The sequence below is a fragment of the Veillonella sp. CAG:933 genome, from assembly GCF_000431435.1.
Lineage (GTDB): Bacteria > Bacillota > Negativicutes > Veillonellales > Veillonellaceae > Veillonella_A.
Genome location: NZ_HF986191.1, coordinates 21,925 through 34,343 on the forward strand (window position 1 = coordinate 21,925; position 12,419 = coordinate 34,343).

Consider the following 12,419-nt stretch of genomic DNA (forward strand, 5'->3'; position numbering starts at 1 on the left):
TTATTATAGCCGCCGAGAGGAATGGCTCGGATAGAATACAATGTTTCGCCCTTGCGTTTTTTAGCAATAGCCGGACCAAAACCGATAGCGAATTCATCAACTCGCATGCCGCTTGCTTTGGCCGTAATAAAATGACCAAATTCATGAATAAACACAATAATGCCAAATACGAAGATTGTGGCAACAATAGTTAACATAATCTCTCCTATTTAATCAAAGCTTTGGCTGTTTCACGAGCCCATAAATCAATTTCACGTAAATGTTCCAACGTAAAGTCCGGTTCTGTTTCCATTTTTTCTAAAACAGCCAACACCGTTTTATAAATATCGGCAAACTTCAACTTACCGTCAAGGAACGCATACACCGCAATTTCATTGGCTGCATTAAACACAGCCGGTTTAAAACCACCTGCACGACCGACTTCATAGGCGAGGTTAAGCGCCGGAAAGTCATCATAACGAGGCGGGAAGAATTCCAATGTCAACGCATCGGCAAAAGTAAGTGTATCCATCTTGAGAGGTTTACGTTCGGGATACGTCAAAGCATACTGAATCGGTTCACGCATATCAGGATTACCTAACTGCGCCAAAATAGCACCGTCTTTCATCATGATCATGGAATGAACTATACTTTGCGGATGAACAGTCACTTTAATATGATCAAAATCAAAGCCGAACAACCAATGAGCTTCTATCACTTCAAGCCCTTTATTGAATAAAGTGGCCGAATCGATGGTAATTTTATTGCCCATATTCCACGTCGGATGACGCAAACAATCGGCTGCTGTGGCTGTTGCAATTTTTTCAGACGGCCATGTACGTAATGGTCCACCCGATGCCGTTATGAGCAAAGAATCTACATTTTCACGAGTCTGGCCTTCCAAGCATTGGAAAATCGCACTGTGTTCACTGTCAATCGGTAATAATTGAACACCATATTCTTTGCATAACGCCGTAATAAGCGGCCCACCGGCCACCAAGGTTTCTTTATTGGCCAGTCCGATGGTCTTCTTCGCTTTAATAGCCTCTACAGTCGGCTCGATGCCCGCTGCACCGACTACGGCAGTGACCACAAGTTCAGCACTCGTCAAGGTGGCGGCAACAATTAATGCGTCTTTACCGCCTACCAACTTTGTGGGACCTTGATAGCGTTTTTTTAATTCTAAAAAAGCCGTTTCATCAACCAGACCTGCTACTTCCGGTTGAAATTCCTTAATTTGAGCTTCCAATATATCCACATTGCGGTATGCTACCAGCCCTTTTACCGAAAATAAATCGGGATGCTGTCGTACCACATCCAAAGTTTGCGTGCCGATAGAACCGGTACTCCCAAGAATACTCAGTGTTTTCATAGAAACTCCTTTGCTTATCTTTGTACTACTACTATATTTATATGACTAACCGGTTAAGTATTACCAACGACTTAAGTATCACTAACTGTTTAAGTCTTACTAACTTAACGCTGTTATACTGTTCTCTACTTATTATATCGCGATTACAAAAGGTAAACCAATACCATTGGCGCTGAAAATAACAAGCTGTCAAAACGATCGAGTACACCGCCATGGCCCGGCAACAAAACGCCGGAATCCTTAACACCACAAGCGCGTTTTAACTTAGACTCAAATAAATCGCCCAAAGGTGCTGCAATACCGGTTAAAAGGCCGGCGCCAAGACCTAAGGAGAACGGAATACCTACGATTACAGCATAAATAATACCGGTTAATAAACAACCGATAAAACCGCCCACATACCCTTCCAATGATTTATTAGGGCTGATATTGGGTACAATCTTACGTTTACCCCATTTAACGCCCGCAAAATAAGCAAAAGTATCACTGGCCCAGGTGGTAAGTAACAATAACCAAATAACAAGTTCACCTATATGAGCATTAGCCAAGCCAATCGGTAATAAATCATAGAGAGAGTTTTCACGTAATGCCATGAAGGCAGCAAAGCCACCATTTATGTAAAAGAACCCTAACAAGGACGTACTGATCACGGATAAATCCAGTCTGGCCGGCCCAAAAATATACAATAAGCCTATTACCAATACTGAAGCTGCCCCCGCAATAATTGCCCATTTATATAAACCAAAAGTTATGGCTCCCATCATAAGGAGTGTAAATAAATAGCCCCACCGTTCCGGCAATACTATCTTAATATTACGAAGTATGCGCACATATTCTCGCCAACCCAATAAGGCCAGTAAAAGAATAATGCCATTAAAAATATAACCGCCTGCCGTAATAGCAATAATGGCTATTACAAGGCCAATCAATGCCGTAATCACACGAGTTTTCAGCATATTATTCCTCCGTCTTTAAACCGCCGAAGCGCCGTTCTCGTTGCTGGTAGGCATACACAGCATCTAATAAAGTTTGAGCTGTAAAATCAGGCCAATGAGTTTCGGTAAACCAAAATTCGGCATACGCCAATTGCCATAATAGGAAATTACTGATTCGATAGTCATTGCTTGGACGAATCAATAAATCTACATCACTGAATTCTTTGGTAAATAAATGTTCACCAAAAGATGTTTCATTAATATCTTCAATTGTCATAGTGCCGGCAGTCACTTCAGCTACCGTAGCTTTAACAGCTCGTACTATTTCATCGCGTCCCCCATAGTTAATAGCTAACTGTAAGGTAAGACCCGTATTATTCTTAGTTAATTGTTCTGCATCAGCAATAATCTGTTGCAATTCTTCGGATAAACCACCGATATAGCCGATAAAACGAATACGCACATTATGTTCATGCATATCGCGTACATTACCAAGCAAATATTCACGAATTAAACTCATCAATAAAGACACTTCTGTAGCCGGACGTTTCCAGTTTTCAGTGGAAAAACCGTACACAGTTAATGCTTTAATGCCGATTTCATCAGCGGCAATCACTATCTTCTTTAATACATCAGCACCTGCACGATGTCCCATCGTACGCGGTAAACCACGGCGTTTCGCCCAACGACCATTGCCATCCATAATAATAGCTACATGGTGAGGTATATTGTTAGGATCCAGAGTAACGCCTGACGTTGACGCAGTTCCTTCTTTTTTACGAAGTAAATTCTTTAGCATATTGTACCTCAGTGCAGTTTTCAAAACCGCTTGCTATCATAGGGCGATATAGCAAAACTTGCCATGTGCCCGTTTCCTCTACATAGGTCACTCGGCCTACATAAAAATCATTGTCAGCAACAGTAAAAAATCTATTGTAGTTCTCACCTATAGTTACTGAAAAAGGGATATTGGCAGCCTGCAACATCTTCTGTGCAAGCTGCCAAGGTAATCCAACAATTAAGTTCGGCGTATTCATTATACTTCTAATACGTCCTTTTCTTTCTTGTCTTTTAAATCATCGATAGCTTTAATTTTTTTATCCGTTAATTTTTGGATTTTTTCTTGACCTTGTTTAGCATCATCTTCGGTGATAGTTTTTGCTTTTTCTTCTTTTTTAAGAGCGTCATTGGCATCGCGACGAATATTGCGAACGGCAACTTTAGCTTCTTCCGCTTTTTTGCTTACTACTTTAACGAGTTCTTTACGACGTTCTTCCGTAAGTTGCGGAATCGCCAAGCGAATAGTTTCACCGTCATTGCTTGGGTTAAGTCCTAAATCGGATTGTAAAACTGCTTTTTCGATTGGTCCAATCATGGATTTTTCCCATGGTTTAACCAAAATTAAACGCGGTTCCGGAGCCGTTACATTAGCGACCTGGTTAATTGGCGATGGTGTGCCATAGTAATCAACCATAACTTTGTCCAATAAGGCTGTACTGGCACGGCCGGTACGAATGGAAGCAAACTCATGTTTTAAAGCCTCGATGGTTTTGTCCATACGGCCTTCTTCACGGGTTAACAGTTCTTGAATTTCCATTATTCTTCACCTCTTACAATAGTACCAACAACTTCCCCTTTCGCAGCGCGTGTGATATTGCCAGGAATATCCATGCTGAACACTACGATTGGAATATTATTATCCTTACACAAGGTCGTAGAAGTAGCGTCCATAACTTTAAGTTCGCGACTAATTACGTCCATGTATGTAAGCTCATCAAATTTCTTAGCATCCGGATTGGTGCGTGGATCCGAATCATAGACACCGTCCGCAAACTTCTTAGCCATTAAAATAGCATCGGCTTCGATTTCGGCAGCACGTAAAGCAGCTGTAGTGTCGGTGGAGAAATACGGATTACCCGTTCCGGCGGCAAAAATAACGATACGACCTTTTTCCAAATGACGGATAGCACGACGGCGAATATATGGTTCAGCCACTTCCTGCATAGCAATGGCAGTCTGAACACGAGTAGCCGCTCCGGCATTTTCAAGGGCGTCTTGTAATGCTAAGGAGTTCATAACAGTAGCGATCATGCCCATATAGTCAGCAGAAGCACGATCCATGCCTTTAGCACTGCCGGCAAGGCCACGCCAAATGTTACCGCCACCTACTACGATAGCAATCTGCAAATCCGTAGTGCGGGCAATTTCAGCGATTTCTTTAGCAATTTCTTCTACTACTAACGGGTTAATACCAAAGCCTTGATCACCGGCTAAGGCTTCACCACTCAACTTCAAGACGATACGTTTAAAATTTCTATTACTCATTGCTTTATTACTCCTCTGCTATTACAAAATAAGAGAACACGTGACGGTGTTCTCTTATCTCTTTAACTCTTATTGACCAGCGGCTGCACGAACTTCAGCTTCGAAGTCGTCCTGGCGCTTTTCAATTCCTTCGCCTAAAGCGTAGCGAACGAAACGACGTACGTTAATGTTTTCACCGATTTTAGCAATTTTTTCAGTAATAACATCAGTAATAGTTTTGTCACCATCTTTAATGAAAACCTGTTCCATAAGGCAGTTTTCTTTATAGAATTTTTCAACGCGACCGTTAACCATTTTTTCAAGAACGGCTTGAGGTTTTGGTTTGCGACCTGCTTTTACATCTTCTTCAGCTTCTGCTTTAGCTTGTTCTAAAAGAACAGCTTTTTCGTGTTCAATAACTTCGGCAGGAACTTCTTCACGGTTCAAGTACGCAGGGTTTGCTGCTGCAATCTGCATAGCAATGTCTTTAACGAGAGCTTGGAAGTCTTCGGTTTTAGCTACGAAGTCTGTTTCGCAGTTAACTTCAACAAGAACACCAATACGTCCGCCACCATGGATATAAGAAGAAACTACGCCTTCAGCAGCAATACGACCGGCTTTTTTAGCAGCAGCGGCTAAGCCTTTTTCACGAAGTAAGTCAATTGCTTTCTGAATATCGCCATTAGCTTCGGTTAATACTTTTTTGCAATCCATCATGCCTGCGCCTGTAATTTCGCGCAATTCTTTTACTAATGCAGCAGTAATCGCCATTTAATATATACCTCCTATACAATAATTAAGGTAAGGTCATAAAGCCTTACCTTAATTTTATATCGTTCTACATTTTTTATCAAATAAATTTTTGCCGATTATATAATATTTTATACTTCAAATGACAGCCCGCTCTGTGAAAAAGCAATAGCGCTGATTTCACAATTTCGCATTATCGTCAAAAGTGTATTCATCAAATATTTTTGAGCCGAAATTTATTCAACGTATGATACATTTTAAGTTTGTAAAGCTGTGCTTTTAAAAGCTCTTATTAGCCCTGACCGTCCTGAACCATGTCAACGGAGTCAGAAACCATTTGTGCTAAAGCTTGATCGGCAGCTTCCTGGTGTTCACCCTGGTCATCCAAGGATTCGCCCTGACGGCCTTCCAATACAGCGTCAGCCATTTTGCCGGTTAATAATTTAACGGCACGAATAGCGTCATCGTTTGCAGGGATTGGGAAATCGATTTCGTCTGGGTCACAGTTAGTGTCAACTGTAGCTACCACAGGGATACCCAATTTTTTAGCTTCTGCAATGGCAATGCGTTCTTTTTTAGGGTCAATTACGAATAATGCGCCCGGCATTTTAGGCATATCTTTGATACCGCCGAGGTATTTTTCCAATTTTTCCATTTCATGACGCAAGCCGATTACTTCTTTCTTAGGAAGAAGTTCGAATGTGCCGTCTTCAGCCATTGTTTCAAGCTGTTTTAAACGTTTTACACGAGTTTCGATAGTTTTGAAGTTAGTAAGCATACCACCTAACCAACGTTCGTTTACATAGAACATGTTAGCGCGGATAGCTTCTTCTTTAACGGATTCCTGAGCTTGTTTTTTCGTGCCTACGAAAAGAACTACTTCACCGTTCTGAGCAACTTCACGAAGGAAGTCATAAGCTTCTTCTACTTTTTTAACTGTTTTCTGAAGGTCGATGATATAAATACCATTACGTTCAGTGAAGATGAACTTAGCCATCTTAGGGTTCCATCTTCTTGTCTGGTGACCGAAGTGTACGCCGGCCTCCAATAATTGTTTCATTGATACTACTGCCATGTTGGCACCTCCTGTTAATAAACCTCCGCCGCTTCATATCCGAGTAAAAATCAGGAAAAGCCCTGACACAGATGTCGGATCAGACGTGCGTGCGTAATTTCATACTTTATGAGTATATCACACGAACTGTTGCTCTGGCAAGCGGTTTAGAAGAATTTCTTTTTGGCACTTGTGAGGCTCTAAACGGAAATAATAGAGGCATTAGCCATGTCATTCTTGCTCAGGTTTTGCAAAGCAAAAAAATCGCTGCGAATGACATGGCTAGTGCCTTTCCTTTCATAGCAGCTATTCCGTTTAGAGCCTCACTGTCCGTCAAAGAACTTACTCTTAAACGGCTTGCCTGTTAGCAAAGGTTCGTGTGCTATAAAAGTATTCAATTGGTGGGAGGTGGACTCTAGGTGCGGTCTTGCTCCAGGTTTTGCAAGCAAAAAAATCGCTTCGAATGACATGGCTATCGTCTTCCCTATCATACAGCTTCAACCATCCCACACATCGGTTACAACTAAAATACTCTGCCCACAAACGGCTTGCCTGTTAGCAAAGGTTCGTGTGTTATAAAAGTATTCAATTTGGTGGGGGTGGGCTCATAGTGTTTTTGCTGCTGGGTTTGCGAAGCAAAAAAAGTAGTGCCGTATAGGTTTAGTTGTTGTATTCAGTGTGCAAGGTTGGTTGTACTTAAGCAAGGATTTTGGGAGGATATGCTTAGTACGTGTTGTTTCTTTTGCAACGCTGAATTGGCTTAACACTTATACGGCACTTGTGTAGTTATCAAAAGAGTTAAACGGAGAGTTTTGTCATTAACAGTTCAAGTTTTTGACGGAGTTCTACGTTTTCTTGAGCTAGTTGGTCTATTTTCTGATTAGCAATTTGGTTTTCTTTTTCCAACAGGGTCATTTTATCGTTGAGTACATAAACGGTGCTGATTGGCGCCATGCGTTCATCGTTAATATAAGCACGACGTTTTTCACTTGGTCCCACTTTGAAGGTTGCGGACACGTTATACATGTTGTCATTATTGCCCACGCTTGTTCCTACAGCAAAGAGTACGTCTTCATTCGGTTGATAGGACGCACCTAATGCCATTGCCGAAGCTTCTCGGTAAAAGCCGCCGGCCACAGAGAAGTTTAATTTACTGCTTGGATCAAAAGCGAGGTTTCTTAAACCGGCTAAGGCCGCCGACATAGCACCGACTTTGTGCATTTCTCCTTTCATTTGGGTAACATCCCGTTCTATGGTATTAACTTTGCCCTCAATGTTATCTACTCGATTATTTAATTCATTTATCTGACTGGTATGATTGTTTATAACAGTTGTAAAACCATTCGTATATTCTTTCACGGTAGTTTCAATTGAATTTTTAACCGAACGAAGCTGTGCCACATTAACGGCATCGCTATCTTCCGAACCGGCCGCCACATTAACGATTTGACGTTTCATATCATCATTACCTACCGAAACCGCCCCTGCATTGCCTTTAACTGTGTTAGCAATAGCAGTTTTGTCGGCATCTTTAGCTTTATCAGCCCCATACACTTGTTCATCCGCCGCGGAGGCATCAGATACTACCGATACATCTTTTAAACTATAACGATTAGCTATGGACTGACTGCCTAAAGCTACGCCATCTTGAGTTTCCACGAAAGAATCTGCGCCTATAGCTATACCGCCGGCACTGGTAGAATCAGCTTGGCGACCGATGGCAATAGAGTCGGTATTGCGTGCATGGGTATCGGATCCCATGGAAATAGCATAATCGCCACCCGCATTGGCATCGTTATTCGCATTGGCGTTGCGCACCGTATTGGTACCGATTGATATTCCGTGAAGTCCGGCCGTTTGCACATTATAACCTACGGAAGTTGAAAATCTACCATCTGCCTGAGAGTTAGGGCCCAGCGATGTACTTCCTTCTGCAGTTGCAATAGAATGAGTGCCTAACGCTACGGCATAGGTATTTTGAGCTCTTGCATCATTACCGATAGCGGTTGCATTCATACCATCCGCTTTAGCAATGGTACCGAATGCCGAAGCGCCCCAACCGTTGGCATGGGCTTGGTTCCCAATAGCCGTATCACTTTCACCTAAAGCTTCAGCCTGTGTCCCAAGGGCCGTCGAAGCTATACCTTCAGCTTTAGTTTTTAATCCGACAGCAATACCGCGCCCGGCTCCCACATGAGCTTCTTTACCCACTGCAATAGCATTATTCATATTGTAAGTCGTATCAAAATACGTATACGTCTCACTCATAGAGGCACCACCGAGTGCAATACTGTTTTCGCCAATGGCGTTTGCTCCGTTGCCGAAAGCTGACGCATTTAGACCATTTACCTTGACTCCCGCACCTACGGCCGTAGCACCACTCCATTTCGTTTCAGCATTAACACCTATAGCGATGGATGTTTGGCCATTTGTTTTTCTTTTATCCGAATTCGACATAGTATCGCTATAATTATCCGATTGCAATACTTTAGCATTCCTGCCAATAGCTACACCATGAGCGGCCACATTAGCGACGCCGGCGCCGTTTCCTACAGTAATACTATTCACAGCTTCAGCCGTAGAATTAGGTCCTACCGCTACACTATTAGTACCGTTTGCAACCGGAACTGTATCACTGGAGTTAACAGCTACATAATCTATAGCTGACGCTCCAACTTCATTTGCGCCACATACAGCAAACGCCCCAAAACAAGCAAAGTCAGCATATCTCTTTGTTTCTTCTTCATTAATACCACCTAATCAACCTTACAAAAATGAAATTAATTACAATATTTTCATATTATAAATTAATTCAAATTGTAAATCAAGTGGTTATATTTTTATTTGATAAATCTATTATTAAGATAGGTTTTTGTCATTAAAAGCATTCTACATTATACGGTTATATTAAACATTTTGTGAATAAAAATAATATAATGCATTACATAAATTGAATATAAATAAAAGTAACAATTTATTAATTTTCACAAGATTTCAACAAAAAAGGTTGCTCCCTGAGGAAGCAACCTTTTGATTGAAACTTATATAGTTTTTATTAAACAAACAAATTCAAGATTTCTACACCGATGAGACCGCATACGGCAATGGCTGTTTCTACGGCACACCAAGTACGTACGGTTTGTTTAACAGTAAGACCGAAGAATTCTTTGAAGAGCCAGAAGCCAGGGTCATTCGGTGGGCTGAAGATAACGCTGCCCGCACCTACGGCCAGTACCATAAGTTCAGGGCTCACGCCGGTAAGCGGAATGAGCGGCGCTACGATACCACCTGCTGTAAGAGCTGCTACGGTAGCGGAACCTACAGCAATACGAATAACGGAAGCGATGATCCAGGCCAACAATAATGGGGACAAGTTAGCACCCATTACCAAGTGACCGATGTAGTCGCCTACACCGCTGTCGATGAGCACTTGTTTCAACGCCCCGCCCGCACCTACGATGAAGAGAATCATAGCAACGGTAAGAATTGCTTTTTCAGAAGTTTCCATGATTTCTTTCGTAGTTTTGCCACGAGCATAACCGAATGTGTAGAAGGCTACAGCAACGGAAATAGTCAACGCAACACTTGGGTCACCGATGAAGTTGAAGATATGCATGATTGGCGCATCTTTAGGAATACCCATCATTTTACCTACGGCGCTGATAGCCATCAAGATAACCGGTGTTAAAGCGGTTAAAATACTGCTCATGAAGGAAGGCATTTCTTCATCAGAGAAGTTTTTATCATTGTGAAGGCCTTCAGGAATTTCCGTTTTAATGTCTTTTACGGTGTTGTACAGTAACGGACCGGAAATAATAACGGTTGGAATACCGATGATTAAACCGTAAATCAAGGTTTTGCCGATATCGGCGTTAAAAATAACGGAAATCGCGGTTGGACCCGGATGTGGTGGCAAGAAGCCGTGAGTAACGGATAAAGCGGCAGCCATCGGAATACCTACTTCGAGAAGTGGAATGTCAGCTGCTACCGCAATGGTAAATACCAACGGAATTAAAAGTACGAAGCCGATTTCGTAAAATAAAGCGATACCAACAATAAAACCGGTTAAACAAACTGCCCATTTTACATTTTTACGACCAAACATATTAATCAATGTGGTAGCAATACGCTGTGCCCCGCCGCTGTCAGCCATGAGTTTACCGAGAATGGCACCGAAGCCGACTACGATTGTTAAGCCGCCTAAGGTTGAACCCAAGCCTTTTTGAATGGTAGGGAAGATTTTATCAATCGGCAACCCTTCACCAAACGCCAACAAAATACACACTAAAATAAGGGATAAAAAGCTATTCAACTTCACTTTTACAATAAGGAAGAACAATAGCACGATGCCTAATGCCAATATAACCAGTGGCATAGAAGCGCCTCCTTTCATATGAACCGACACAATAGTTCAAAAAGAAAAAAATATATTATAAACGATTGAACGGATGGTTCTGTTGGAAGTTCACCAAACGAGCCAAATCATCTTTCATATTTACATATAAAGACTCATAAATCTTGAACAAGTCATCATATACTTCGCGATTAACTTCTTTTGGTGTGTATACTTCTTGAGCCGTAACTAGTGTAGCTGTATCTTTAATGTCTTTCAACGTACCGTCAGAAATAAAACCTAATACGGCTGCGCCAAAGGATGCCCCTTCACTGTTTGTCGGCAAGGTAATGTTTTCATTAAAAATATCAGCCATAATCTGAAGCCATAATTCGGATTTAGTAAAGCTGCCGCTGACGCGAATGTCTTTCACTTCTTCAAAATCACGCAGAGCTTGCAATACGCAAAGAAGGCTGTAACAAATACCTTCCATGGTAGCGCGAATCATATAAGAACGGCTGTGATTTAAGGATAAGCCGATAAAAGCACCGCGTAAATCGGAGTTCCAATATGGTGCTCGTTCACCGGTAAAGAACGGCATCAAGAGTAATCCGCCGGAGCCGGCCGGTACGTGACGAGCTTTCATGGTCATCAAATCGTATGGATCCACATCGAGTTGTTCCATTTGCGGGCCATGCAAATGAAGAATACGGTCACGCATCCAACGCATGATGATACCGCCATTGTTAATGGCACCGCCGGCTACCCACATGTCATCGGTTAAGTTGTAACACCATGTACGTTGTTGTTTATCCATGCGCGGTTTTTCCGTAAGCATGCGAATCGCACCGCTCGTACCAATCGTGCAGCTGAGCTGACCGGCTGAAACAGCACCAATACCAACATTTACCAATACACCATCGGTTGCACCGATAACAACCGGTAAACCGGCCGGCAAACCTAAACGGCTCGCTACATCAGGCAACAAGGCACTACTATGAGTCGTAGAAACAACTTCCGGCAAACATTTTTCGGTAATACCGACAAAGTTTAAAATTTCTTCGTCCCAACATTCTTTGTGCGCATTGTAGAGACCACTGCTGCTGGCAACCGATTTATCAGTCACCCATTCACCGGTTAAATTACGGAAAATGAAATCTTTAATAGAGCCGATATGAGTCATGCGTTCAAAAATGGACGGCTGATTTTCTTTCACCCATAGGATTTTAGCCAGTGGATAGGTAGCATGCAACGGACAGCCTGTATTGAAGTAAAAATCTTTAACTTTAGGGTCTTTTTCTAAACGACGAACAATAGCGGCACTGCGGCTATCAGCCCAGGTCATCATATTGCCTAAGAGTTGGAACTTATCATCTTGCGGGATAAAGCTGTGCATAACGGAACTTAAGGCCAAACCGGAAATAGTAACCAATTTGTACTGTAATTCAGCTACGGTCCCCTTCACTACTTCTTCTACAGCATCATAAATCTGCTGCGGATTTTGTTCCGCCCAGTCATACTGTGGCGTTTCCAAGCTGTAAAATGCTTCAGTCGTAGCTACTGCCTTACCCGTAGCCGTATACGCCGTAGCACGCACACCGGTCGTGCCTACATCAACACCAATCCATACCGGATCTTTCACTTTTAAGGTCATAAAAACCTCCTTTTACTGCTAACATTTATTTTACTACT

12 protein-coding genes and 1 pseudogene (1 of these 13 running past the window's edge) are annotated in these 12,419 nt (G+C 42.2%); 1 reads left to right on the top strand and 12 read right to left on the bottom strand.

All coding sequences use genetic code 11. The features are described from left to right. The 9 genes and pseudogenes from rseP to rpsB form a co-directional block, all read right to left on the bottom strand. A pseudogene (gene rseP / locus QZL64_RS05620) lies at positions 1-197 on the bottom strand (RIP metalloprotease RseP) (it extends 852 nt beyond the left edge of the window). An 8-nt stretch (positions 198-205) separates the two neighbouring features. After that, positions 206-1,351: a 1-deoxy-D-xylulose-5-phosphate reductoisomerase gene (locus QZL64_RS05625; RefSeq protein WP_021841026.1), complete on the bottom strand. Its 1,146-nt coding sequence runs from the start codon at positions 1,349-1,351 to the stop codon at positions 206-208. Between the two features lie 143 nt (positions 1,352-1,494). Next, complete coding sequence (locus QZL64_RS05630; protein WP_021841027.1) at positions 1,495-2,307, bottom strand: phosphatidate cytidylyltransferase; 813 nt, start codon at positions 2,305-2,307, stop codon at positions 1,495-1,497. 1 nt (position 2,308) lies between these two features. After that, a complete protein-coding gene (locus tag QZL64_RS05635; RefSeq protein ID WP_021841028.1) occupies positions 2,309-3,085 on the bottom strand; it encodes an isoprenyl transferase in 777 nt (258 codons plus the stop codon). After that, on the bottom strand, positions 3,063-3,323 hold the full coding sequence (locus QZL64_RS05640) for a hypothetical protein (RefSeq protein WP_021841029.1): 261 nt from the start codon (positions 3,321-3,323) through the stop codon (positions 3,063-3,065). The genes QZL64_RS05635 and QZL64_RS05640 overlap by 23 nt, the downstream gene beginning before the upstream one ends. Next, entirely contained in the window at positions 3,323-3,883 is a 561-nt protein-coding gene (frr, locus tag QZL64_RS05645; protein WP_021841030.1) for a ribosome recycling factor, read from the bottom strand. Before frr ends, QZL64_RS05640 begins: the two co-directional genes overlap by 1 nt. Then, positions 3,883-4,611 carry a UMP kinase gene (gene pyrH, locus QZL64_RS05650; RefSeq protein ID WP_021841031.1) on the bottom strand — a complete coding sequence of 243 codons (729 nt, stop codon included), beginning with the start codon at positions 4,609-4,611 and terminating at the stop codon, positions 3,883-3,885. The genes frr and pyrH overlap by 1 nt, the downstream gene beginning before the upstream one ends. Positions 4,612-4,680: 69 nt before the next feature. Continuing rightward, a complete protein-coding gene (gene tsf / locus QZL64_RS05655; protein ID WP_021841032.1) occupies positions 4,681-5,361 on the bottom strand; it encodes a translation elongation factor Ts in 681 nt (226 codons plus the stop codon). 271 nt (positions 5,362-5,632) lie between these two features. Further along, positions 5,633-6,415, bottom strand: a complete 783-nt coding sequence (rpsB, locus tag QZL64_RS05660; RefSeq protein WP_021841033.1) for a 30S ribosomal protein S2 — start codon at positions 6,413-6,415, stop codon at positions 5,633-5,635. A 71-nt stretch (positions 6,416-6,486) separates the two neighbouring features. Here rpsB and QZL64_RS05665 point away from each other — a divergent pair, with 71 nt between their 5' ends. Then, positions 6,487-6,762 (top strand): hypothetical protein, encoded by a 276-nt coding sequence (locus QZL64_RS05665; RefSeq protein WP_021841034.1) that lies wholly within the window; start codon positions 6,487-6,489, stop codon positions 6,760-6,762. Between the two features lie 430 nt (positions 6,763-7,192). Here the strand turns inward: QZL64_RS05665 and QZL64_RS05670 are convergent, their stop codons facing one another. The 3 genes from QZL64_RS05670 to QZL64_RS05680 form a co-directional block, all read right to left on the bottom strand. Next, positions 7,193-9,055 carry a YadA-like family protein gene (locus tag QZL64_RS05670; RefSeq protein WP_295242890.1) on the bottom strand — a complete coding sequence of 621 codons (1,863 nt, stop codon included), beginning with the start codon at positions 9,053-9,055 and terminating at the stop codon, positions 7,193-7,195. A 394-nt stretch (positions 9,056-9,449) separates the two neighbouring features. Continuing rightward, positions 9,450-10,769: a gluconate:H+ symporter gene (locus QZL64_RS05675; RefSeq protein ID WP_021841037.1), complete on the bottom strand. Its 1,320-nt coding sequence runs from the start codon at positions 10,767-10,769 to the stop codon at positions 9,450-9,452. Positions 10,770-10,824: 55 nt separating this feature from the next. Next, on the bottom strand, positions 10,825-12,381 hold the full coding sequence (locus QZL64_RS05680) for a gluconokinase (RefSeq protein WP_021841038.1): 1,557 nt from the start codon (positions 12,379-12,381) through the stop codon (positions 10,825-10,827). Positions 12,382-12,419 lie beyond the last annotated feature (38 nt).